This is a genomic window from Hymenobacter aerilatus (assembly GCF_022921095.1).
In the GTDB taxonomy this organism is placed as follows: Bacteria; Bacteroidota; Bacteroidia; order Cytophagales; family Hymenobacteraceae; genus Hymenobacter; species Hymenobacter aerilatus.
Genome location: NZ_CP095053.1, coordinates 5,040,530 through 5,064,835, shown reverse-complemented (window position 1 = coordinate 5,064,835; position 24,306 = coordinate 5,040,530). Strand labels below are relative to the sequence as shown.

24 protein-coding genes are annotated in these 24,306 nt (G+C 55.4%); 14 read left to right on the top strand and 10 right to left on the bottom strand.

Going from position 1 to position 24,306, the window contains the following annotated elements; all coding sequences use genetic code 11:
* The first annotated feature begins 145 nt into the window (after positions 1–145).
* From MUN82_RS21215 to MUN82_RS21165, 11 genes are all read left to right on the top strand, one after another.
* Positions 146–973: a DUF3108 domain-containing protein gene (locus MUN82_RS21215; protein WP_245093608.1), complete on the top strand. Its 828-nt coding sequence runs from the start codon at positions 146–148 to the stop codon at positions 971–973.
* A 216-nt stretch (positions 974–1,189) separates the two neighbouring features.
* Positions 1,190–1,888: a response regulator gene (locus tag MUN82_RS21210; RefSeq protein ID WP_245097618.1), complete on the top strand. Its 699-nt coding sequence runs from the start codon at positions 1,190–1,192 to the stop codon at positions 1,886–1,888.
* 174 nt (positions 1,889–2,062) lie between these two features.
* A complete protein-coding gene (locus MUN82_RS21205; RefSeq protein WP_245093606.1) occupies positions 2,063–3,148 on the top strand; it encodes a sensor histidine kinase in 1,086 nt (361 codons plus the stop codon).
* 37 nt (positions 3,149–3,185) lie between these two features.
* Positions 3,186–3,899, top strand: a complete 714-nt coding sequence (locus MUN82_RS21200) for an RluA family pseudouridine synthase (RefSeq protein WP_245093604.1) — start codon at positions 3,186–3,188, stop codon at positions 3,897–3,899.
* Between the two features lie 177 nt (positions 3,900–4,076).
* Complete coding sequence (gene rplM, locus MUN82_RS21195) at positions 4,077–4,529, top strand: 50S ribosomal protein L13 (RefSeq protein WP_187321277.1); 453 nt, start codon at positions 4,077–4,079, stop codon at positions 4,527–4,529.
* 41 nt (positions 4,530–4,570) lie between these two features.
* On the top strand, positions 4,571–4,957 hold the full coding sequence (rpsI, locus tag MUN82_RS21190; RefSeq protein ID WP_187321276.1) for a 30S ribosomal protein S9: 387 nt from the start codon (positions 4,571–4,573) through the stop codon (positions 4,955–4,957).
* A gap of 21 nt (positions 4,958–4,978) precedes the next feature.
* Positions 4,979–5,746, top strand: a complete 768-nt coding sequence (rpsB, locus tag MUN82_RS21185; RefSeq protein WP_187321275.1) for a 30S ribosomal protein S2 — start codon at positions 4,979–4,981, stop codon at positions 5,744–5,746.
* A gap of 212 nt (positions 5,747–5,958) precedes the next feature.
* Positions 5,959–6,795, top strand: a complete 837-nt coding sequence (gene tsf / locus MUN82_RS21180; RefSeq protein WP_245093602.1) for a translation elongation factor Ts — start codon at positions 5,959–5,961, stop codon at positions 6,793–6,795.
* 701 nt (positions 6,796–7,496) lie between these two features.
* Complete coding sequence (locus tag MUN82_RS21175) at positions 7,497–8,189, top strand: carboxypeptidase-like regulatory domain-containing protein (RefSeq protein WP_245093600.1); 693 nt, start codon at positions 7,497–7,499, stop codon at positions 8,187–8,189.
* A 377-nt stretch (positions 8,190–8,566) separates the two neighbouring features.
* Positions 8,567–8,989: a hypothetical protein gene (locus MUN82_RS21170; protein ID WP_245093598.1), complete on the top strand. Its 423-nt coding sequence runs from the start codon at positions 8,567–8,569 to the stop codon at positions 8,987–8,989.
* Between the two features lie 48 nt (positions 8,990–9,037).
* Positions 9,038–9,406, top strand: coding sequence for a hypothetical protein (locus MUN82_RS21165; RefSeq protein ID WP_245093596.1), 369 nt, complete (start codon positions 9,038–9,040; stop codon positions 9,404–9,406).
* Between the two features lie 84 nt (positions 9,407–9,490).
* Here the strand turns inward: MUN82_RS21165 and MUN82_RS21160 are convergent, their stop codons facing one another.
* From MUN82_RS21160 to MUN82_RS21145, 4 genes are read right to left on the bottom strand one after another with little or no spacing between them, the layout of a single operon-like run.
* Positions 9,491–10,555 (bottom strand): DUF3089 domain-containing protein, encoded by a 1,065-nt coding sequence (locus MUN82_RS21160; RefSeq protein ID WP_245093594.1) that lies wholly within the window; start codon positions 10,553–10,555, stop codon positions 9,491–9,493.
* Positions 10,556–10,587: 32 nt separating this feature from the next.
* On the bottom strand, positions 10,588–11,640 hold the full coding sequence (locus tag MUN82_RS21155) for an SHOCT domain-containing protein (protein ID WP_245093592.1): 1,053 nt from the start codon (positions 11,638–11,640) through the stop codon (positions 10,588–10,590).
* A 43-nt stretch (positions 11,641–11,683) separates the two neighbouring features.
* Complete coding sequence (locus MUN82_RS21150) at positions 11,684–12,418, bottom strand: hypothetical protein (protein ID WP_245093590.1); 735 nt, start codon at positions 12,416–12,418, stop codon at positions 11,684–11,686.
* A 29-nt stretch (positions 12,419–12,447) separates the two neighbouring features.
* On the bottom strand, positions 12,448–12,693 hold the full coding sequence (locus tag MUN82_RS21145; protein WP_245093588.1) for a hypothetical protein: 246 nt from the start codon (positions 12,691–12,693) through the stop codon (positions 12,448–12,450).
* 131 nt (positions 12,694–12,824) lie between these two features.
* Here MUN82_RS21145 and MUN82_RS21140 point away from each other — a divergent pair, with 131 nt between their 5' ends.
* Positions 12,825–13,007, top strand: coding sequence for a hypothetical protein (locus tag MUN82_RS21140; protein ID WP_245093586.1), 183 nt, complete (start codon positions 12,825–12,827; stop codon positions 13,005–13,007).
* A gap of 99 nt (positions 13,008–13,106) precedes the next feature.
* Here the strand turns inward: MUN82_RS21140 and MUN82_RS21135 are convergent, their stop codons facing one another.
* The 5 genes from MUN82_RS21135 to MUN82_RS21115 form a co-directional block, all read right to left on the bottom strand.
* The gene (locus MUN82_RS21135) at positions 13,107–13,628 is read right to left on the bottom strand and encodes a gluconokinase (protein WP_245093584.1); all 522 of its coding nucleotides are present in this window, start codon (positions 13,626–13,628) and stop codon (positions 13,107–13,109) included.
* Positions 13,629–13,702: 74 nt separating this feature from the next.
* Entirely contained in the window at positions 13,703–14,998 is a 1,296-nt protein-coding gene (locus tag MUN82_RS21130) for an MFS transporter (protein ID WP_245093582.1), read from the bottom strand.
* 46 nt (positions 14,999–15,044) lie between these two features.
* Complete coding sequence (locus MUN82_RS21125) at positions 15,045–17,249, bottom strand: FUSC family membrane protein (protein ID WP_245093580.1); 2,205 nt, start codon at positions 17,247–17,249, stop codon at positions 15,045–15,047.
* A gap of 127 nt (positions 17,250–17,376) precedes the next feature.
* The gene (locus tag MUN82_RS21120) at positions 17,377–18,345 is read right to left on the bottom strand and encodes a bestrophin family protein (RefSeq protein WP_245093578.1); all 969 of its coding nucleotides are present in this window, start codon (positions 18,343–18,345) and stop codon (positions 17,377–17,379) included.
* A gap of 187 nt (positions 18,346–18,532) precedes the next feature.
* Positions 18,533–20,368, bottom strand: a complete 1,836-nt coding sequence (locus MUN82_RS21115) for a MutS-related protein (RefSeq protein WP_245093576.1) — start codon at positions 20,366–20,368, stop codon at positions 18,533–18,535.
* Between the two features lie 99 nt (positions 20,369–20,467).
* Between MUN82_RS21115 and MUN82_RS21110 the strand changes: the two genes are divergently transcribed.
* On the top strand, positions 20,468–21,244 hold the full coding sequence (locus MUN82_RS21110) for an energy transducer TonB (protein WP_245093574.1): 777 nt from the start codon (positions 20,468–20,470) through the stop codon (positions 21,242–21,244).
* Between the two features lie 104 nt (positions 21,245–21,348).
* Positions 21,349–22,911, top strand: a complete 1,563-nt coding sequence (locus MUN82_RS21105; protein ID WP_245093572.1) for a DNA integrity scanning protein DisA nucleotide-binding domain protein — start codon at positions 21,349–21,351, stop codon at positions 22,909–22,911.
* Positions 22,912–23,115: 204 nt separating this feature from the next.
* On the opposite strand, the gene MUN82_RS21100 is transcribed toward MUN82_RS21105, so the two are convergent.
* On the bottom strand, positions 23,116–24,216 hold the full coding sequence (locus MUN82_RS21100) for a glycoside hydrolase family 43 protein (protein WP_245093570.1): 1,101 nt from the start codon (positions 24,214–24,216) through the stop codon (positions 23,116–23,118).
* Positions 24,217–24,306 lie beyond the last annotated feature (90 nt).

The following is a 24,306-nucleotide window of genomic DNA, read 5'->3' as shown; positions in this document are numbered from 1 at the left end:
CTATGGGGCTTTCTTGTATCCTGCGTGCTTTCTGTTATACTGTCTAAGTCTGAGTGCACTAAGCTGGCGGCACATTCGTATGTTATGTAGCTTTGCTGGCACCGCTTTTGAATACGTATCAGCTGAAACAACCCCGCCGTTCCGTATGTCCCGTCGCTGGTTTTATTACGTTTTCCTGCTGCTTTTCGTTGGTGCAAGCCTTTCTGCCTTTCAGCCGACAGAGGCTACCCGTGTGGTGTCTAACGACAGCTTCACTAATGGTGAAGTGCTCAGCTATAAGGTGCATTACGGCCTGATAAACGCCGCGGAGGCTACTATTGAACTTTCCGACAATATTCACCGCGTGAACAACCGGCCGTGCTACCAGGCTACCGTTACGGGCCGTACGCTGGGGTCCTTCGATTTTTTTCTGCGCATCCGGGACACGTGGCGCTCCTACATCGACACGGCTACCATCCGGCCCCAACGCTTTTTCCGCAACATTGAGGAGAATCACTATCGCAAGCGTGAGACGGTGGACTTCGACCACACCCGCGCCACTGCTTCCGTCGAGTCGTATAAAAAGAATAAAAACGACGTAAAACGCGGTACCTTTAAGGTGCCAAGCAATGTGCAGGATATTGTGAGTGGGGTTTATTTCCTGCGAACTATTAATTTTGACCAGCGCCGGCCCGGTGAGGTTATCCGGGTGCAGGGCTTTTTTGACGACGAAGTGTTCAGCATGGACGTTATCTACAAAGGGCGCGAAACGGTAGAAACCAAAGCAGGCATTGTGCGGGCGCTTCGCCTAGTGCCCAAGATGCCTAGCAACAAGCTCTTCCGCGGCGAAAATGCTATTTCGGTGTACCTGTCAGATGACCGCAACAAGATTCCGGTCCTGATTCAGGCCGAAATGTTTGTTGGCTCCGTGAAAGTGGACATGTATAAATATCAGGGCCTTAAAAATCGACTGAATTTAGTGGCCTCTAATTGATTGTAAGGAAAAGCGACTCCGTGAGGGTCGCTTTTTTTGTAATTCGGCGGCGCAAACGGCCCGCACCTTCTGTTTCACTCCAAACGTTCCCCTCCCTTGGCATCAACGGTTAAGACACTGCCAGCTCGCAAAAACGTTCTTTCTACCCCTACCACTCCCCATCGTCGCGTTGGCCTATCAGCCCGCGTTCTGTTCTACCCCAAACCGCCTCGCTCCGTGCACGCTACCCCTGCTTCCAACGCCTATAGAATTCTCGTTGTCGACGATGACCCCGACATTGTTGAGCTACTGGAGTATAACCTACGCAAAGAAGGGTACGAAGTAGCCTCGGCCGCCGATGGCCGCCAAGCGCTGGAAATTGCAGCCGATTTCGGCCCCGACATCATCCTGCTCGACGTGATGATGCCCCACTTAGATGGTATCGACGCGTGCCGCCAGCTACGCGAGCAGCCTCGCTTCAAGGATGCCTACATCATTTTCCTAACGGCCCGCGCCGAGGAATTTTCAGAGGTAGCTGCCTTCGAAGCTGGTGCCGATGACTTCATCACCAAGCCCATCAAGCCACGTGCTCTGATGAGCCGCCTAGCCGCCTTCGTGCGCCGCGACCAGGATCCGCAGCAGGCCAGCGCCTCCATCGAAATCAACGGCCTGACCATTGACCGCACGGGGTTTGCCGTGTACCAGGATGGCCGTAAAATCATTCTGCCTAAAAAGGAATTTGAGTTATTGGCGTTTCTGGCTGCCTCCCCCCACAAAGTGTTCAACCGCGACGAGCTGCTTCAGAACATCTGGGGCAATGATGTATTTGTGCTGGCCCGCACTGTAGACGTGCACGTGCGTAAAGTGCGCGAGAAGGTAGGAGACCACCACATTCAAACCATCAAAGGGGTAGGCTATAAGTTTAACGCCGACTAGTCCTACCCTAGTTTTTAGAACGTCATGCTGAGTGCAGCGTAGCGGAGCTGAAGTGTCTCTACTGGTAGTAATTCAGAGTACAGGAATTATTATCTTGACAGAGGGCCGCTTCGGCTCCGCTACGCTGCACTCAGCATACCTTGTTTTCACCCTGTAGCTTCTTTCCTTTTTCTTTTGAGAATCCATTTATCCTCGCGCACTATTGCCATCCTTATCTCTCTGCTCGTAGCTGGTGTGCTTACGGCTTTGGCCATTTATGCGCCGCAGATGGAGTTTCAGGATGCCTTCTTGACAGCGGGCATTACAGTAGCCGCATGCTTTCTGCTTGTTTACTTGTCCTTTGAAGCCCTGATTTTCCGGGAAATCAACACAATCTATTCGGGCTTAGAGATGATTAAGCGCAAGGAGTTGCGCAAGCTGTCTAATAAATTCCTGTTTCGGCCCGAGCCCCTCAAGCGCCTGCGCGACGAGATTTTGCAGATGGCCGCCCGCAAGCAGCAGGAAATAGACGAACTGAAACGCCTGCAAGTATTGCGACGCGAGTTTCTGGCTGATGTATCGCACGAGTTGAAGACACCCATCTTCGCCGCTCAGGGCTTTGTGCACACCATCTTAGACGACGAGGACATAGATGAAGTAACCCAACGGAAGTTTTTGGCCAAAGCTGCCAGCAGCCTCGACGCTCTTAATGATCTGGTGCAAGACCTAGTCACCATTTCGCAGTTGGAGAAGGGCGTAGTGCAGATACGTCGTCAGCGCTTCGACGTAGTGCGGCTGGTACTCGATATTCTGGAGCAGTTGGAGCTGACTGCTGCCCAACGCGGCGTAACGCTGGAACTGCTCCCCCCTACCCTCGCCGATGCCGAGCTACTGGTGCTGGCCGACCGCAACCGCATCCGGCAAGTGCTCATCAACCTCATCGACAACGGTATCAAGTATGGACAGGAGCGAGGCCACGTCTCCGTGCACCTCACTGAGACTGCCAAAGCGGTGCGCATAGCCGTACACAATGATGGAGAAGGCATTGCCAAGCAGCACCATCACCGCGTTTTCGAGCGTTTCTACCGTATCGAGAAAAGCCGCTCGCGCAACTCGGGCGGCACGGGCTTGGGGCTAGCTATCAGCAAGCACATTGTAGAAGGCCATAAGTCTGTCTTGCGCCTGCACAGTGAGCCGGGCCAGGGTACCACTTTTGAGTTTAAACTACCCAAGCCTAAGCTTAAGCAGCAATCCATAAGACCTTCAGAGCCGGCAGGCTGATACGCATGTGCGCGCTTCCCGCTACCTTCGTAGTGTAATGAAGCATATTGATTTCCAAGACCTGATTCTGTTTGAAGACGAAGATTATATCGTCATCAACAAGCCACCTTTTCTGGCTACCCTCGACGAGCGTTTTGGCGGGGCCAACAACATTCTGCGCATGGCCCGCGAGTACGCCGACGATGTGCAGGCCTGCCACCGCCTCGATAAAGAAACGTCGGGCGCTCTGGCGCTGGCCAAGAACCCAGCGGCTTACCGCCACCTTTCCATTCAGTTTGAAAACCGAGAGGTGAATAAGCTCTACCACGCCGTAGCCTGGGGCGTGCACCACTTCGACAACCTGCTGGTAGACCGCAAGATCGAAACCACCTCGAAAGGCAAAGCTCGCTTAGCATTCAAAGGCAAGCCCGCTGAAACGTATTTCACTACCCTCGAAGCCTTCGCCCGGCATACGTTGGTGCAGTGCGTACCCGTCACCGGCCGTATGCACCAGATTCGCCTGCACCTGATGTTTCTGCAGGCGCCCATTGTAGCCGACGGCCTATATGGTGGCGAGGAATTCTACCTTTCCTCGCTCAAGCGCAAATTTAACGTGAAAGAAGGCGAGGAAGAACAGCCGTTTATCAAACGTTTTGCCTTGCATGCCCGGCAGCTCACCTTTGCAAAGATGGACGGCGAACAGGTAACCATCGAGGCTTCCTACCCCAAAGATTTCCGGGTTTTAGTGGATACGCTGCGTCAGTATCAGTAGCCATCAGCCGCTTCGTGCACTTCCTAAAAAGTGGTCTTGTGTGCAACGCTATGGCTTTCACACACAAAACTTTATAGCATCATTTGCATACTGCTGGAAAAGCGGTAACTTTGTGTCCGTTTTTCCCGAACCGTATCCGGTTCATGCCTCATTTTCAAACGTTTACTCAACTCATCAATGGATCATCTGAGCTTCAAGACGATTTCCGTCAACAAAGCCAACGCCAATAAGGGCTGGGTCGTGATTGATGCTGGTGACGCTACGCTAGGCCGTTTGGCCAGCCAAGTTGCCAACATCCTGCGCGGCAAGCACAAGCCCTCGTTCACGCCCAACTCGGACTGCGGCGACAACGTTATTGTTGTTAACGCTGACAAGCTGCGCGTTACGGGCAAGAAGCTGACCGACAAAATCTACCTCACACACTCGGGCTACCCCGGCGGCCAGAAGCGCATCAACCTGCGTGACAAGAAAGCCAAAGACTCGACTCGCGTAATCGAGCACGCTGTGAAAGGCATGTTGCAAGGCAACCGTCTGGGTTCGGAGCAGTTCCGCAACCTGTTCGTGTATGCTGGCGCCGAGCATCCCCACGCAGCACAGCAGCCCAAAGCTGTTGATCTTAAGCACCTGTAAGCCATACAAGGCTTTCCTTTTTCTCTAATCGCATTCTATTAATGGAAATTTCCAACACCTCTGGTAGAAGAAAAACCTCGGTGGCGCGCATTTACATGCAAGCCGGGCAAGGGAATATCACTATCAATGGCCGGGACATGAAATCGTACTTCGGTAACGAGCTCCTGGAAAACATCGTGAACCAGCCTTTGGCGACGATCGAGCAAGTCGGTCAGTACGACATTAAGGTGAACGTGCGCGGCGGCGGCATCTCAGCTCAGGCTGAAGCTATCCGTCTGGCCATCTCGAAAGCCCTCGTAGGCGACAATGCTGAGGTTCGTCCGGCGCTGAAGAAAGAAGGCTTCCTGACCCGCGACCCGCGCATGGTGGAACGCAAAAAATTCGGTAAGCGCAAAGCTCGTCGTTCGTTCCAGTTCTCGAAACGCTAATCTTCCAGAGGAATTCCTATCATGGCTCAGACCACCACATATAAAGAACTGCTTGATGCAGGTGCCCACTTTGGTCACCTCACGCGCAAGTGGGACCCGAAAATGGCGCCGTATATCTTCATGGAGAAGAACGGCATCCATATTATCGACCTGAACAAGACCCTCGTTTCGCTGGATCAGGCCGCGGCTGCTATCCGTCAGATTGCTAAATCGGGCCGGAAAGTATTGTTCGTAGCTACCAAAAAGCAAGCGCAGGAAATCGTAACGGAAGAGGCCAAGCGCCTCAAAATGCCGTACGTAACCGACCGTTGGTTAGGTGGCATGCTCACCAACTTCGCTACTGTACGCAAGTCGCTGAAGAAAATGAGCACCATCGATAAGATGGTGAAGGAAAATACGGCTTATGCAGCCCTCGCAAAGCGTGAGAAGCTGATGATGTCGCGCGAGCGTGAGAAGCTGGAGCGTGTACTGGGCGGCATTGCCGACCTGAGCCGCCTACCTGCTGCGCTGTTCGTAGTAGATGTAAAGCGTGAGCACATTGCTGTGAAAGAAGCTCAAAAGCTGAACATTCCGGTATTCGCTATCGTGGACACCAACTCCAACCCCGAGCTGGTAGACTTCCCAATTCCGGCTAACGACGACGCCTCGAAATCAGTATCGCTGATCATCGGTGTTATCGGTAAGGCCATCGAAGATGGTCTGTCGGAACGGAAGGTAGACAAAGAAGAGTCTGACCGGAAGCAGTCGGAAGACGAAGGCATCCAGGAAAAACAAGCTGCCGACGAATAGGCTCTAGCCCATTGATTGAGTGAGAGGGAACATGCGAAGCACTCGGCTCCGGTGTTCCCTCTTTCTTTTATTCAGGTAGGCGGCTGGTATGTGTGCCGATATGGCAGACCCAATAGCCTTCGCAAGACTTTTGTACTACCTGTTTTAGAACGTGCACCTCGTGCGCTGTTCAGTTACTTTAACATACCCCAACTCCTAAACATACACGAAGAATGGCAGCAATTACCGCCCAAGACGTGAACAAGCTGCGCGCTATGACCGGCGCGGGCATGATGGATTGCAAAAAAGCACTGACCGAAGCAGACGGCGATTTCGAAGCCGCCCGCGACATTCTGCGTAAGCAGGGTCAGAAAATTGCGGATAAGCGTGCCGAGAATGCTACGGCTGAAGGCGTAGTGCTGGTAAGCGTAAGCGAAGATGGTACTACCGGCAAATTGGTAGCCTTGGCCTGCGAAACCGAACCAGTTGCCAAGGTAGAAGACTTCCGTAAGCTGGCCCAGCAAGTACTGGATTCGGCTGTACAGTCGAACGCTGGTACCAAAGAAGATCTGCTCGCCGCCAAGCAAGACGATGGCCGTTCGCTGCAGGAGCACATCACCGACTTGATGGGCAAAATTGGTGAGAAGCTGGACGTAGTAGCCTACGAAACGCTGACTGCTGAGAAAGTTGCTTCTTACATCCACTCTGATAATAAGAAGGGTGTACTGGTAGGCCTGAAAAATGTAGGCGACGCCAATACCAACGAGGTAGGCCGCGACGTAGCAATGCAGATTGTAGCTATGAAGCCTGTTGCCGTTGACAAAGACGGTGTAGACTCCGCTACGGTAGAACGTGAAATTGAGATTGGTAAAGAGCAAGCCCGCGCTGAAGGTAAGCCCGAGGCTATGCTGGAAAAGATTGCCCAAGGCAAGCTCAATAAGTTCTACAAAGAGAATACCTTGCTCAACCAGGAATTCGTGAAAGACAACTCGGTTACGATTGCTCAACTGCTCGATAAGACTAGTAAGGGTATGACTGTAACAGATTTCAAGCGTGTTGCTATTGCCTAGTTGCGTTTAGCATAGCTTATCCTTAAAGACAAAAAGCCCGCTACATGTAGCGGGCTTTTTGTCTTTAGGCCTTACACCTGCCCTCACCTAGCATAGCTGGATGAGGTTTATACCTGAAGAATTATGCTCTATGAGCGATACAACCTGACGTAAAGCAGGCGTGGCAAAGGCATACAGTAAAGCTGCTAAAGTATAGTCTTCACTCAATATACTTCAACAAGGACACTAACTATAACGGGGGAGCCTAATAGTAACATATCGAATGAGTATGATTTATTTCATTTTTCGTTTAACATTAAATAAAAAAATATTATAATTATAATTAATATAATACAATTTACCATAAATAATTATATATCTCCTTGCTTTGGACTATCTCACATGTAGAAATCATGAAACAGACACTAAATCATTCCCAAAACAGGAAAATCATTCTAATATGAAGAAATTATGTGTGAATATATCATTAAAGTTTATAATTTTTATAATAAAATTATGAATTAAATGTTAACAAAATCACACTTGCTTATGTCGTTTAGTTGGTAAATTGAGCCGTTTACCGGTTATTCAACTGCATTTATCGAAGAAGACAATAGTTCAAAACCTTTACTATCACTATTTTAAAAATAGATAATATCCATTTTTTTACTGAAATTTGTATTACTCAAAGCAATAGCACTTCTACTGTAAAACTCTTTATTATGAAACTCAGCGCCAACCCATTTCATCCCATTTCGGGAGACCTATTACCGGTATACCGCGATGCTTATCTGCGTGGCGACTTATCGACTGAAAACACTACCCTTGTTGACGCTTACATTAAAGCCAACAGCATGCATGCCGATGCTACCTTGCGTCGCTTCTATGAGATGAAGCAGCAGGGTCATAAGGTGCAGCCTGTTGGTTGGGTACAGCGGCAATTTGATTTGATCCGGACGGAGCCACAACGTTTTCGTCGTCGGGCTGCCTCTATGCTGGTAGGCAGCGTACTAGTAGGCGGCGCTGTATTTGCTAACTCTGGGCGCACGGTTGAGAATACAGCTATTGCTCCTGTAGCTGTAGTAGCTTCGGAAACTAGTGCAGCAGAAGTAGCTTCAGCAGCTTCAATGAATGCTGCAACCGTGGTGGTGCGCGGCCGCATCCTAGACGAGAACGGCCGCCCTCTGGTAGGTGCTACAGTTCTACAGAAAGGCACTAGCCGGGGTGTTAGCACTGATGCACAGGGCAACTACTCACTACGGGTTCCAGCTGGCCGTGCGGCAACGCTGCAATATGGCTATGCTGGCTACAACGACGATGAAGTTCAGGTAAAAGGCGGCGCTGTAGAAAACATGACCCTGCTGCCCAACATGGAAAAAGCGAAAAAGCAGAAGCGTCACTGGCTGTTCTTTTAATAGCTAAGTAGCACAGGTTACAGCGGTGGTATAAGGGGTGGATTATTCTTTTGATGACAGTATGATGCCTTGCACAAGCTGCACTATAATGCAGGGCATATACTACTATTCAAAGGAATATTTTACCGCTCCTTATATCACCGCTTATTTTTTATCTACGGGAATCACAATTGTATTTTTGGCATTCTATTTGGCCTATAGTTCTCACGAAAGCTTATTGAACAGGATAAAGAGAAGACAAAATCTTACCCTCTTATTTGTCCGGTTAGCTATCAAATGCTACGCAGGTAGTGCATTTATTTTTTACCGTGTAGCAGCTTACCTCTCTGATGTTCTTACTATCTCTACCTGCCGGAATCAGATAGAGTTCTATCCAAATGAGAATTCCATTTCTGCAAAAAGTTGCTGTCAGGAAAGTTACAAGCGACGCTACGGGCGCTGCTCGTGAACGGGCAACCGGAATACTGGAAGGAATATTACAGGAACTACCTGAACTGCTCCTTGCCACCGTTGTAGACCTGAGCTCTGGACGGCTATTGGCGGCTTACACCAAACAGGCGCAGTCGGATCCTTATAAGATAACAGCTTACACCGTTGCTACTGCCCGACATCTGGCCCGGCTACCTAATCAGCCAGGATTAACCACACAAGAGTTGCAGGACTTGGTGCTAGTACTTGATGAGCAGCTAGCCATTTTTCGGTTGACGGCGGACCAACAGTTGGGTTGCCTGCTGCTGGTTTACACACACGATACCAATCTGGCTTTAGCGCGTGAAATACTGCGCCAGCATGCCAGCTAATACATCTTTTTTCATCTCATTTTCTCACTCACTTTTCTCTTTAGTGCCATGAGCGTTATTACTCCTGATCAAACGGTTAAGGAAATTATGAAAGACCTGCCCTCACTGGTAGCAGTGGCAGTGGTTGAAACAGAGACGGGTATGCCCCTGGCAGCTCACTCAAACAGCGCCGATTTCGATGTTGAAACTGCAGCGGCATACAATACCGAAGTAATCAAGCAAAAGCTGAAGGCTATTTCGGCACTGAAGCTGAACCAAACAGTACAGGATATTTTGCTGACGCTAACGGATCAGCTGCACCTGCTGAAACTATCGCCGAACGCGCAAAAGTTTATCTACCTGGCAGTGAATTCCCGCGATACCAACCTGGCGGTAGCACGTCAAGTACTGAAGAAGTACACGGATGTATTAAGCTAATCTGTTCGTTGTAAAGCCCAAATCCCTGGCATCTTCATAGATACCAGGGATTTGGGCTTTATACTAGGCAGACACTAGCACCATTTATTGCTCGGTCGTTAGCTCCCAGGCTCGCACCCGCGTCTGGGCATTTCGACGTAAGTTGATGTAGTACAGGCCGTAATCCACTAAGTGGAAAGAGTAGTGCAACTGATGGTGGCCAAATATCCGCACGCGAGTGTAGCCGTTGGCAGCTGGGTCGTGAAGCCACAGGAGGCCGTTATGTACCTTGGCATCTGCTACCCCCCGGTCGATGCGGTCGAAGGATTGGGGCACACTGCCTTGGTTAAGGGTAGCAGGCGCATAGGCGGTATCGGTGGTCCAGGTAAGCGGATTCACTGCCACCCCGCCCTCGAACCGCGGAAATGGTTTTCGCCAGTTTACGGCATTCCAGCTTACATAGCAGCCAGTTTGGGTGGAATCGGCACATGGCCGTAGTACTTGGTAGGTGGTAGCAGGCACTTTATACCCAATCAGATAAGCCGCCACCAACCGGCGACGTAATGCCGGATCCTGGTCAAAAAACTCGCGTAGCAACCGGGTGGCTAGTACGGTACCCTGGCTGTGACTGGCCAGAATAATTGGTCGGTTTTGGTTGTAGTGAGCCAGATAGTATTCGAAGGATGCCTTCACGTCGGTATAGGCTAGGTCTAAAGCCTTTTCCCCATTGTGCTTTCTTTTCTTCTCGAAGAAGGCATACAACGTTGCCTGCCGGTAGCGGGGCGCATAGATGCGGCCGGCAGCATTAAACACACTCGCTTGTTTGCGGATGACTTCTCGGTCCGTAAACTTATTCACCAAGTCATTGTCCAGCGCGGCATTCCAGCTTTTGCGGCCGTAGTAGGTGGTAGGGTGCACGAAAAACACATCGGCGCTGGCCTGCTGCTGCTGGTCGCGCAAGTCGGAGCCATAGGGCACCGTATCTGCCGAGTCGGGGCGAGTGGGTAAGGCGGCCCACGCAGCCGAGTCGCTATAGATAGGGGGGCTGGGAGGCGTCTCTTTGCTGATTGGATGTCCCGGTTTCAGCAACTTCAGGCACGAGGAAAGCACCCCCATCAGCAGCAACAGGCTTACCCCAAATCCTCGGCGCAGGTTTCTATGATTTGTCATACGCAGAGTAGATAAGCAAGGGATGCAGAGCGCTACTCTGTAAATTTGTTTTCCAACAGGCGCTCTTGGCGCAGATATACAATTTTATAGTCCGAATCGAAGCGCACACGCACTTGTGCTTTCGTCTGTTGGTGCTGCTGACGCGACTGCCGGAAAGATGTGCTGGTTTCGAGGTAGGTAGCGGTGCGAGTACCGTCTTCGGCAGCGGGCTCTACTTTTAGGCTGCCCGGCACTACTTGTGTTTGCTCCTCCGTAAACTCAGGAAAGTGTGAGGCCGTCAAGTCGGCGCCGATGGCTTCTGGGGTAGTGTTCTGCAAGGTATAGAACCGCTCTACGCTTGGGGCAAAATGGTCTTCGGCAGCAAATGGCGGGGCTTGTAAATCAGCATAATACGCAGTAAGAGCCTGCTGCACGCGAGTGCGTACCGCTTTGTCATCGGCGATGGTAGGGGTAGGCACAGTAGCAGTTGTCGTGGAATCGGTAACCGGGGCGGGGGCGGCCGGAAGCTGAGCCGGCTCTACGCGCACAGTTTCGGGCGCGACAACAGGCGGCAGCTCAATTTGCTCGGCCTGGGGTCCTACCTCTGGTTGCACGGCTACTGTATCGGCGGCAGTTTGAGAGGTGCTGGTCAGGCGCTCCGACTCGCGCCCACCAAATACCAGGTAAGCCATCAGCCCTAAGAGCAACACGATACCTCCCACAATCAGAATAATTCCTAACGGACTGCGCGACTCGCCCGCTTCAGGCACCGGCCCTACGCTAGGCGCCAGCGGATCGAGGCCAGCCGACGTCGATGGTACGTCGGGGGTGACGGGGGTGGTTAGTGGCACTGCCGGTCCCGCAGCGGCACCCGGTGCTACGTAAGGCGGTTGGGTAGCCGGCGGCGGAGTATACTCTGACTCAGCCGCCGGCTCTACGGGCTCCACAGAAGGCGTGCCTGGTAGCGGTAACCCTTCGTGGTGAGTGCCTTGGTTGAACACCAGCTTACTTTTCAGCGCTTCAAACTCCTGAGGTGTAATGGCCCCGGCATCCAACCATTCTTTGAGCTGGCGGAGCGTGTCGAGCGGTGAGGGGTCTTTTTCCATAGAAGGCAGTACGAAAAACTATATGTGACGGCTACGCCATCAGCTATTTACGACCGAGAGCAGATAGTTGGTCGCGGCGGCGCTGCACGCGCTGCTTATACAGCTCCAGCTCTTGGGCGTTGCGCACAAGCTTCACGGAGTCCTGGCGGGCTTGCAACACGTTGGCCTCGTTTTGCTGTTGCAGGGTAGCAATCTTGAGAAGGTTGGCCGCCGTGTTGGTTTGCAGGTTGGTGACGTCTTTGGAAAGGCGTTCTTTTTCCTTTTCGGTGGTGCGCAGTTGCTCTTCCGCCGCCGCAAGCTGCTCACGGTAGGCTTTTTGTCGGGCAGCAGTGGCAAAGCCTTGCGCAATATTGCGTAGGGCAGCGTACTCAGTAGGTGTGTCGGAAGCGCTGAGGTATGCCGTTTTATCGAAAGCAGCGTACACGGCTAGCTCGGCCGTAGAGTCGGTAGGCGCTACGATGGTGGAGTAGAAGTTCAACAGCTTACCCGATACACTCGACACGGGCACTTGCTGCGCTTCCAGCACCGCCTTTTTCCCTACCCCCAGCATACCGTTACCCTTCAGCCGGATGTTGTAGGTGTCTTTCAGCCAGGATTGCCAGAAGTCGCGCAACCATTGCGCCGAGCCGTCAGTCTGTACCTGCACAGCATCGCGCGCCTGGCCATCTACGCTTACAGAGCCATTGCGCGCTTCGTAGAGTTGGGCGGCAGCAAACTGCGGCCGCAGGACATATATGCTACTGACTAGCAGCAATACTATAAGAGATTTAGAAGTCATACGGGAGAGTGTTCCTTGCGATGCAGCGTTTACAGGTCGTGCCGGTCGAATGCCGACTGCAAATCGGTGCGCATACCCGCAAAACGGGCAATAGCTGCTTGCAGAAACTCCTGATCGAGCAGCGCGTGCACATCATCTTCGCTGGTGATGTCCATTTCGCTTACCTTATAGGTCTGTTCAAACATGCCTTTTTCCAGCTTAATCAGGTATTTACCATTCCAGGCAAAGAGCGTGATTTTGACTTCGGGGTGCGGAACGACGGCAAGTTGGCGCATAGCAGGTAGCGTAAATGAGGCGCGAAGATACGCAGTGTGTCTCAAGCTAGGTGGAAGCCCGTCTATAACGTGCACGTAGGCAGTGCGTATAGTAAGTTGTTCGTTTCCTTTTCACCTAATGCCCTCACATCATGCCACAAGGAGATAAATCGGCCTACACCGACAAGCAGAAGCGGCAGGCCGAACACATTGAAGAAAGCTACGAGAAACGCGGCGTATCGGAAGAAGAAGTCGAGAAACGTGCCTGGGCCACCGTGAACAAACAAGACGGCGGCGGCAAGAAAAGTGGCTCTGGCCGAAAAAAATCGGAGTAACTGGTAGCTTAACTCTATCATAACTATATATAATAGAGTAACGGCGTTCTTTTTGTGAGGAAGCCCCTGCCTGATTAGCGCCAGCCGAGCACAGTACGCCTACGCAGGCTTAGTTTCAGCCGCAGCATCTGCATGCACAATCTGTTCGGTCACCTGCTCGGGCGTCTGATCGTTACGCAATTCGATATGCAGACCATAGGCCGGCTTTTCCAGCGTTTCCAGCTGCGAGTCCAGCATATCGACGGCCATGTAGTGACCTTTGCGGTGCTCGATTCGGTCGCTCAATAGCTCACGGGAGCCGTCCAGGAACACCCAACGCAGGGGCTGGCGGGCACCGCCTTGCAATGTTTGGCGGTAGGCTTCTTTGAGCGCGGAGCACGCCAATACGGCGCCACCGGTGGTTTCCCACTTGGTAATAGCCTTGGCCATATCGGCCAGCCAGCCGGCCCGGTCGGCGTCGTCGAGCGGGATGCCGTTGCTCATCTTCTCGATGTTGGCGGCGGGGTGAAAATCATCGGCGTCGTGGAAGGGTAATTCTAACCGCTCGGCCAGCAGCTTGCCTACCGTGGTTTTACCGCTACCCGATACCCCCATCACAATGTAAATTGAACTGAGTTGCATTCAGTGAAGTGCTAAAAAAGACGTGTCTCAAGCTATACGCAAACACGTCTGTTTTGGGAGAATAAAGTGTGAAATCACTCGGCAGCCACTACCACCAAGTTGGGCTTTGGCTCTTTCTGCCGCTGAAGCGCCACCAGCAGCCCTAGCAGCGTAATAGCGCACACCCCTCCTAGCATCGGTGCCGACACCACACTAAGCGCCCACCCCGCCATGAATGAGCCCGCTACCCCCGACAGGTTGACAAGAGCCATATAGGTCGTGAACTGTGAGCCTTCTATCTGGGGGCGACACAGGGCCATCAACAGCGGCATGGCGGCCACGCTGATGCTGGGGTCGGCCATGTTCCAGACGAGCAAGCCCACGGTGGCAAACGCCGGGTAGGACCAGAAGTAGCTTAGCCCACAAAATAGCAGCAGAAACGCACCCAACGCCAGTAACACCCGGCGCTGGAGTAGAGCTGCCCCAATCCGATCGGCCAGGATGCCGCCACCGGTGATGAGCACCATCGTAGCGATGCTGCCCCAGCTGCCTTGCAGCACTGACACGGCTGCATCGGACCAGCGCAGGGTATGGATGAGGTGGTAGTTGTAGGCCCAGCCAAACACGCCGGCGCACAGGTAGGCCCCCGCAATAATGCCAAATAGCCGCAAAGAGCGTGGCTCCCGCACGGCCCGCCACAGCTCCCTGAACAGCCAAGCTATCGATGGGTTATCGGCGTTGGACTGGGTAGGCGCCACCTTCCGCGCTCCGAACCGGGGAATCAGCTGGTCGTCGTGGTCGAGGCGGATGAAGAACGTGAGGATTGTGAGCAGCAGCAGCGTGGCCGACTGCGCCAGGGCCGCCCAGAAGAACCCATAGCGGTGCAGTACCGTGGAAAGTGCCGCGGCCCCCAGCGAGGACCCCAGCAAAAAGCCTCCGCGCATAAACGCATTGACCCTACCCCGCTCGGCCTCGGGCACCACTGAAATGGCAATGGCATCGACGCTGGCATCCTGAATAGACGCGAAGATGCTGTGCAGGCAAAACAACGCTCCCAGCAACGGCAGTTGTGCCGCGGGCTGCCGCACCGTCAGCAGCCCCAGCGAGGCCAGAAATGCCACAAACTGCGTGAGCACCACCCACTGCTTGCGGTGCCCAATCACAGAGTATTGGTACTTGTCGATGAGCGGCCCCCACACAAACTGGATGGTCCAGGGCAGGCCCACAATAGCTCCAAATGAGGCAACTGTTTCGGCATTCAGTCCCCTACCTATCAGGTAATTTACCACGGCCGTGAGCCCAAAACCCGCCGGAATGCCCTGCATCACATACAGGTAGAAAAAGGTAAAATACCGCAAGCCCGCGCTTTCGCGGAGAACCAGATGCTTCACAGAGTCTTTATCAGAGGGTAGGCTCCGGAAGATACTGGAAATTGCCTTAGCCCCCGGCCACTGCCTGGCCGTTTGGGTAGGCTGGTGCTTCGTCCTCAGCCAGTACCTGCTCGGTGGTACGGCCAATATCGCTGCTGACTTTCTGCAGGAACTCAAGCTGATCGAGCAGCAGCCGGTCGTCGGCGGTGAGGGTAGCGGCAGCGGTGGCAGCCAAGCTGGGGGCAACAGCTGGGGTAGGCGTGGTAGCCGCCATTGTCGGTTCTAGCTGCTGCGCGCTCCGTTGCAGCGCCGACAACGCCTGCTTCACCGGCCGCAACCCGTCGCGGGCGTGTTGGGGCACCCCGTTTTCCAGGGAAGCCGCCACCGTGGCCATATTGGACGATAGAATGTGGTTGAGCACCACAAACCGGTGCACGTCGGAACTGTGCCGCTGCTTGCTCTTAGGCTCCGAAAGCATACGCTGAAAAGCTGCCCCTAGGTTGGCCGAGCTGATATACACGTCTTTGCGCGCTAGTTTATAGTCGGTGAGGGAGGGTGGCTGGCCGCCGAGACGCTGGGCAATTTGTTGGAGGTAGGCCATATTGGCCTGCAACACGGCGCGCATGTAGTTGCGCAACTGCTCCGACTCCCAGTTGGGAAACAGCAGGTAGGCGGCTGCCAGCGCAATGGCACAGCCCACGGCCGTGTCGGTCACGCGCTCCTCAATCACGTTAAAGTAGGCCAAGCCCAAGAAGCTAAAGAGAATGAGCAGGTAGGGCGTCAGGAAAATGACCATCACCACGTAGTTGCGACGCTGGAAGCTGTAGGCCGTGAGCATGAACACCACTAGCAGCCCAAACTGCACCCGCGGGTGGGTAGGCAACAGCACCAGCACGGCCACCCCAATCACCCCTCCTACCACTGTACCCAAAATGCGCTGGTAGTTGCGCTGCTTGGTAAGGCTGAAGGACGGCTTGAGCATGAGCGTACTGGTCATCAGCACCCAGTAGCTATGGTGGCCGGTGAAGAACAGTTTCGAAACCAGGAAGCCGAACACGCAGGCCAGCATCACGCGGGCCGCGTGGCGGAAGTGGGAGGAACTGAGCGTGAGGTTGTCGCGTAGGGCCTCCCAACTGAAGCGCAACGGCGACACAAAACGGGCGTATTCGCGGGCGTTGGCTGCCCGCGCCACTTTGGGCAGTTCGGCATCGGCGTGGAAATACTTCACAATGTCTTGCACCCGCTGCGTGAGGCTGCGGAGGCTCACCAGCACTTTTTTCAGTACTAGTGTGCTGCCTACCTGCTCGTCGCCGGTGAGGGCATCGATGCGGGTTTTGAGATGTTCTAGTTGGGCAGTGAGGTCGGTGGTGCGACGGTGCGTGCGGTTGGTTTGGATGGCGAAGCTGATGGCGTCCAGTTCATCGGCCAGGCGCTCAATCACTGTAGCTATTTCCTCCAAAATTCCTGTAGGGCCGAATTTCTCCCGAATAGCCGCATTATCGAAATACGTAGCCGTGATGTGGTCGTAGAGGTCCACCATGTCCACGAAGGTGAGCACCAGCCGCCGACTCGTACGCGTCGATTCCTGCACCAGCCGCCGGGTTTTAAACATAATTTCGCGGGTGGCATCCTGCTTTTCGCTTACTGTTACCTGCTGCGCCACCAGGCGGCGGTAGTCGTCGTCGAGGTTGGTAGTGGTGCGGTAGAACTCGGCCTTGATGCGCAGGAAATCGGCCACGGCGTGGATATTCTCACCCAGTGCCTGCTGGGCCGCCCGGTAGGGTAGCACCCGAAAAAAGGCCAGTGCCAATGCCATATACCATAGCCCGCCGGCCAGCACCAGCAGGGCATTGGGTAGCACCTGGGCCGGCGCCAGGGGCTTATCCATTTGCAGGATCATGAGCAGCAGCGCGGCCGTGCCCACAGCCCCGGCGCGGGCGCCGTACACCAGCAGCATCGAGAAGAAGAAGCTCAGCACAGTAATTTCTATGCCCAGCGTAACCGGATGCAGGCGGGCCAACCCCGTGAGCAGGGTAGTGACAAACACAAACAGTGCCCCGTAGAGCATGCCGTTGCGCTTGTGCTTCACAGGGCCGGGCGTATCGGTTACGCTCACGCCTACTGCACCCAGCGAGAGCGTCATGCCTATTTCGAGGTGGCCGAGTAGAGCGCATACCAGTGCCGGCGTCAGGATGCCCACGGTGGTACGCAAGCCATCGGAGAAATCCTGGCTGGCAAAAAAGTAATGCAGATTGCGAAAAAAGGTAGACATAGGGCAGTAGCACAGGCAGCGCGTTGCCTATACGCAACGGCAACCTGCAAAGTCGGGGCCTAAAAGCAAAACGTCATGCCGCAGCGTGCGACATGACGTTCTGACTATGCACCATAGCCAATGTGGCTTAGTACAGAATATCGTTTACTGGCTCAATCTTCGGCGGCATGTTGGTTTCGCCTAGCAGTTGGCGCAAGTCAATCTCGATGTTGCGGCAGATGGCCGTCATGGGCACGTCGTTCATCTCATTCTCGAAGGGGTCCTCGCTGTGGTGCCCTACCCACTCAATGGTATAGTACACCCACGATACCAGCACCGAAAACGGTACCGTGAGCCAGAAGTGGCTTGGCCCCATGTGTTCAAACTCGCCGATGAGGCCCAGCGGCAGCAACAACGCAAACAACCACACAAAAACGGCGCTAAAATAGGCGTACTGGCGCGGGAAAGGTGTGTTTTTGATTCGCTCGCAGCCGCCTTGCAGGTTGAACAGTTCTTCTATCACCCGCATCATGGTCACGTGCTGAAAGTCGTTGAGCAGGCCGCGGCTTTCGCGCAGCACGCGCATTTCGGCGGCTTGCGCCCGCAGGATGTGCGTGGGCGGGTTGGACGTTTGGCGCATCTGCTCCGACTCGGCCGGCTCCAGGAATGGGGCTACGGCTTCGTCCCACAGCTCCGGTTGGCGACGCAAGTTCAGGCGCACGGCATTCACCCAAGCAATATGGCGGTATACCAGGCGGCGGTGCCGCTCGGTTAGTTCCTGACCCGAGGCGGGCGGCGCCTGCACATCGGGTGCATCGACCACCGATGTCACAAACTCCAGCGCCTCAATGGCCCAGGTACGGCTGTAGTTCACAATGCCGCCCCACATCTTGCGCCCCTCCCAGAAACGGTCGTAGGAGCCGTTGTTCTTGAAGCCCACGTAGAACGCCACTGCTACCCCCAGCGTACCCACCGGCTGCCACGGAATATCCAGCGAGCGGAACCCTAGTGGCCCGTACAGGTAGCAGATAGCTGTGTCGTAGATGGTAAAGAACAGCAGGCTCGGCCAGGCGTATTTCCAGATGACGCGCCAGCGTAGGTTTTCGCGAATATACATAGGAGAGGATAGGGCCGCGGGAAAGCAAGATAGACAGCAGACGTCTTTCCAGCGTAGTGCAGTGGTTTATACAGGCTACACACCGGTGCGCCCACGCACTGGTCTTCTACCGGTATTGTTGCCGAAAGTTGCGTAGATACAAGCAAACTACACTACCCTACTGCATAGATTAAGACGCTTTCGTCTTCTATTTCTCATCCCCAACGGCTATGCCCATGAGTTGCATGAGCTTGCTGGCGTTGAAGGCCCGGCACACACCTGGCGTCAGCTGATAGTCGAAGCGAATTTCGTCGCCTTCGATCGTGCTATTGAAGCTGAAGTTCTGCACAGCGCCAGGCAGCTCATCGGCAAGGGCGGCCAGCTCCAGATCGTGGGTGCTAATGAGGCCGCTAGCCCGGCGCTGGTGCAGTTGATGAATGAGGGCGTGCGCCCCCCGGTGCCGGTCCAGCGAGTTGGTGCCACGCAGAATCTCATCGAGTAGGTAGAACACGGGTTGTCCGGTGCTGGTCAGCTCCAGTAGCAGGCGCAGGCGCTTCAGCTCGGCGTAGAACGACGAGGTGCTTTCAGCCAGATTGTCCTGGGTGCGCATGGCCGTATACACCTGCGCTGAACTCAGGCGCATGCCGGCAGCGCATACCACGGCTCCGGCCTGCGCCAGCACCATGTTGAGCCCAACGGTGCGCAGAAACGTGCTTTTGCCCGACATATTGGAACCGGTAATCACGGCGGTGTGCCCTACTCCCATCATGCTGAAATTGTTGGTGATGCGCTGGCGGGCGAAGATGAGCGGGTGGCCCAACTGCGTGGCCGTGCATTCCAGCTCGGCCGGGCTCAGTTCGGGCACCACGTAGGTAGGGTTGGCAAAAGCGAAACCGGCCAAGCTCACCAGTGCCTCCAGTTCGGCGCTGGCTTCTAGCACAGCATCGAGGTTGGTAGCGGCCTGGGCTTTCCAGTTTTCCAGACGCCACATGCACTGTAAGTCCCAGGCAAACAGACTATTCATAAACAAATTACCGAAGGGGGTTTGCCGGGCTGAGAATAGCCCGGCAATGCGCGCCAGCTGGCCAATCTGCTGGGATGCGGCGGTGCCGCCTGCGTGCAGGGTAGCGTGCAGTGCCCGCAGCCGAGGCGCCTGCCAGGTGCGTTGCTCAAACAACGGCAACTGGTCGCGGGTGGCGCGCAAGGCGTCGCGCACGGTGGCACTGTGCTGATAATACTCGTCGCGAGCGGCGCGGAACTGGGCGTTCAATAAGCCAATCAGACCAACAACAGCTACCGGCGGCCAGATTGGCCAGTAGTCCAGCAGCCAGCCCACTATGCTACCCACGGCCAGCGCAGGCAGCAGCACCAACAGGGGTTTCAGCCAGGCCCGGCCAGCGAAGAAATCGGGCTGCCGGAGCCAGGCTGTGAAGGTGCGCGGATCCGTTTCTTGCTGAGGGAAGTGCCGCGCCCGCGCCTGCCACTCCTGCTGCCAGGCCACATCGGGTGCCAGCTCGGCCACGGCTTGCTGCCGGCCTACCACCTCGGCAGCCGGCGCGGGCGCGAGCAGCCAGCCGGCCAGCCAGTCGTGGCCCAGGCGGGAGGTGGCGCGGTTGAGCAGCTGGTAGAGCGAATGCGCGCCAAACACATCAAGGTCGGCGGCGTAGGGATGGACGGCGTCGAGGTAGCGCAGGCCCGCGTCGAATTTATCGAGCTTGCCGTCCAGGCGGGCCAGCTCATTACGGTTGAGCTGGGCCAACAGGCGGTGCTGCTCACGCTGGTAGCCTACTGTGTCGTGCCAGCGTACTAGGGCCAGAAACACCAGATACAGCGCAAAAAGTACCGCTAGCGCCGGTACCAATTTACCTTCCGACAGGAAGTAGTAGGCCCCTACCCCAGCGGCTGCAAAGGCCGCCACCCGCACCCAGGCCACTACTCGGTGGCGGCCGGCGAAGTAGGCCTCGCGGGCGGCGTGCGTGGTTACGTTCTCGGTGAAAACATCAACAGGGGCAACAGTAAGCGGGCGGAAGCTGGTTTCGGGCACGGTAATGGGAGCAGGTTTTGTTCAAAGATACGGGGTGCGCCGTGCCGGATGGCTGGTGCGGTTGTTGCCCGCCCTACCTGGTTTCTCATTGCTTGTCCCATGCCTCGCCTCCTACCCCGCTTCGCTTTTATAGTAGCCCTTAGCGCCGCCAGCCTCACCACCCAAGCCCAGCAAAAGCTGAAATACCCGAAAGCTGACCCGCAGGAAATCTACGATGAAGTAGAGAAGCCCGCCATTCCGGCCGGGGGCGTGGAGGCTTACGCGCAGTACCTGGCTGAGCATCAGCAATACCCTACTCAGGCGTTGCAGGCGGGCAAGCAAGGCACGGTGCCGGTGTCGTTTGTGATAGAAAAAACGGGCAGCATCTCGCAGGTGAAGGTAGAGAAGCCCGTAGACCCGGCCCTAGATGCCGAAGCCATGCGGCTGATTGCCGCCGCCCCGCGCTGGACACCCGCCGAGCACAAAGGCCAGAAAGTGCGCCAGCGTGTCACGGTACCCGTTATGTTCCAGATTCCGACGGATGCCACGGGGGCCGCGGCTCCTACCCCCAATCCCAACGGTGGCCCCATCACTGTGAAGCCCGACTCGCCGGCCCGACCCATGGGCGGCACCGATGCTTTTTTTGAGTGGGTGCAGCAAAACCAGCGCTACCCTGCCCTGGCCCGGCAGCGCAAGATTCAGGGCCGGGTAATGGTGGAGTTCCTGATTCAGCCCGACGGCTCGCTCACCGATGTGAAGGTGGCTAAACGTCTGGGCTCGGGGCTAGATGAGGAAGCCATCCGCCTGATCAAAGTCGCACCCAAGTGGGAGCCGGCCCGGTTTCAGGGCAAGCCCATGCGCCAGAAAATGGTACTCCCCATAGTATTTCAGCTATAGGCGCAACCAGAAGGGGCTTTTGGCGGTTGCTATCTAACTGCCGCGCTTCCCTGCGGTGGGCGCTGCCCGTTACGTATCAGGCGGCGCTTTTGCCCCGCTGTTGTATGCTGACGACCCTCCCCTTGCTTGCCGCTCCGCCCGTCGCGCCAGGTCTTCCTACCCCCAGCCCCGACCCTACCCTCATCTGGCCCTACCAGGCGCACTTCCGCCAGGCCGCACAGACTATTGCGGATGGCGTATTTGACGCACTGGACGAAGATTTGCAGCCCCGTGTGCAGCTATTGGCCTTACCGGCTATTGATAACGCCACTGGCTTGGCCTCCCTGCTCGGCTCCGATACCTCTGACTACGACCCCGTAACGTTTGCCGATGCGCATACGCGCTGCCAGCGCCTGCACGACCGGGGCAGCTGGATCCTGACCGAGCGCACCGAGCAGACGCCCGAGGAGCCCGTACGGCGGCGCTATGAGGGCTATGTGCTGCGCTTGGCCATTCAGGAGATTCTGGATGAACATGATAAGGTTCACCATACCAGAGCGTCTTTTGCCGGCTGGCCAGTGCTCATCAACGGCTTTCATGTGCTGCCCATCTTGCAACTAAATCGCAAGACCGTTCGGCGCCACCCTACCCTGCGCCCCGATCGGTTCTATACCAACGGCCGGCCGGTGATACCGTCGCTGATTCAGGCGGCTATTATTCGCTTTCACGAGGAGTGTGCCAAGTCGTTGAGCGAGCCGGAGCCTGGCGCAGGCCTGCTGATGCGCCCCCGCGAAACCGACGAGCTGGTGCGCGCCGCCGGCACGCTGTTTATGCAGACGCCTGCCCAGGACCTGGGTATCAGCAAGGCCGAGGCTAAGCTCTACGCTACGCTCAACACCATTTCCTCGCTGCGCTACGAGGGCATGGAGGGGGTAGGCAAAATGATGCTGGCGGCCCGGCACCATCCCAACCTCGAAGAAGTGTTTGCCCTCACCTGCCCTACCCCGCTCAGCGACTACCGGGCCGTACGCAAGTTGCTGGAAATGACTACCCCCGACGTGAGCCTGCTCGCCGACGGTGAAAACGTGTACGCCCTGGGCCGGCAAATTGGTCAGTACGACGCTAGCCGCGAGGATTTATTCGTTATTAGCTTCGTGACGCACTACGCCTGGGAGTTTCAGCACGCGGGCAAGGTGCTGATGCGCACGCACTACGGGCAGCCTAGCCTGGCGCGGGCGCGTCTCAACCGCAGCAGCTTCCGCAAGGAGCTGCGCCGCACCTTCGACCTCACCAACCCCGAAAAGGTGGAACGCCTTTGGGAAGTGGCCGCCGAAGCCAGCCGCCAAAAGCACGGCACGCTGCTGGTCATCACCACCGAGGCCCTGGCCGAAGCCGACCGCCTGAAGCTGCAATGCACGCTCATCGAGCCGGTGCCGCTTACGCCCCTCATCACCCGTCTGGTCACGGCCATCGACGGCGCCGTTCTCCTCGACCCCGACTCCTACTGCTACTCCATCGGCGTGATTCTGGATGGCACGGCCACGGGGCGCGGCAATAGCACCCGCGGCGCCCGCTACAATTCCGCTATCCGCTACGTGCAAAGCTCCCCCTACCCCTGCATGGCCATTGTAGTCAGTGAAGATGGTTTGGTTGACGTTTTGACTAAGGAGAGTTTAGAAGAGGAATAAGAGGAGGAAATGGTGAAGTGAAAAGCGTCTGTCATCCTGAGCATTCCGCGAATCAAGCGGCGACGAAGGACCTTCTCACGCGTGAACGACAAGCGTACCAACGACTCGTTCTTACGGGAGAAGGTCCTTCGTCGCCGCTTGATTCGCGGAATGCTCAGGATGACAGACGCTTTTCACTTCACACTTTACAAACTCACAACTTCACTATTTCCCCATCGGCTGAATAGTCTGAATGCTGCCATCCGGATTGCGCTTTAGCTCCGTTACTTTCACGTTGCGCAGCCAAGTTTTATCAGATAACTGCGTGTCGTGGTAGAAGATGTACCACTTGCCGTCTTTTTCGATGATGGAATGGTGGGTAGTCCAGCCTTGTACGGGCTCCATGATGACGCCTTGGTAAGTGAAGGGGCCAATGGGCGAGTCGCCGGTGGCATATACCAGCAGGTGCGTGTCGCCGGTGGAGTAGGACAGGTAGTACTTGCCGTTGTATTTGTGCATCCAAACACCCTCAAAAAAGCGCTTCTCGTTGTCGCCAGCCAGTAGCGTCTTGCCGTCTTTACCCAGAATCTGAATTTCCTTCACTGGGCCGGCAAACTCCTTCATGTCGGCACTCATGGCGGCTACGCGGGGACCAATGGCTACCTCTTGCGCCGGCTGGCTGGGCGCTACCGTAGAGTCGTACTGGGCGGTGCGCCAGCGCTGAAGCTGTCCGCCCCATATCCCGCCGAAGTACATGTAGACCTTGCCGTCGGTGTCCGTAAACACGGCTGGGTCGATGCTGTAGCTGCCTTTGATGGGTTGCGGCTCGGCTTTGAACGGGCCGGTAGGCGAAGTGCTAGTTGCTACCCCAATGCGAAAAATATCCTGCTTGTCCTTTACAGGAAAATATAGATAGTAAGTACCATTCTTGAAGGCTGCATCGGGTGCCCACAATTGGCGCTTAGCCCAGGGAATATCCTTCACATCGAGAGCCACGCCGTGGTCAGTCACTTTCCCTCCTACGCTATCCATCGACAGGATGTGGTAGTCACGCATGGCGAAATGGTCACCGTTGTCGTTTTCCGGCATTCCCGTCTCGATATCGTGCGACGGGTATACGTAGATTTTGCCGTTGAACACGTGCGCCGAGGGGTCGGCCGTGTAGATGTCGCGCACCAGCGGCTGTGTCAGGTACTTGCTCGAGTCGGCAGCGGCCGTTGTGGTAGTAGTAGCGGCAGCGGTTTCGGGCTGCTTGGTGCTATTCGATTCACAGGCAGCTAGGCTGAGCAAGGCGCCTAGTAGTAGGTAGGAATGTGGGTAGTGCATAGGGACCAATAGAGGTGGAAAGCGGCAAATACGTAGAATCCACCCAGCTTTACTACCCCTTCCTACCCTCGCAGGGCATCATAAACTATC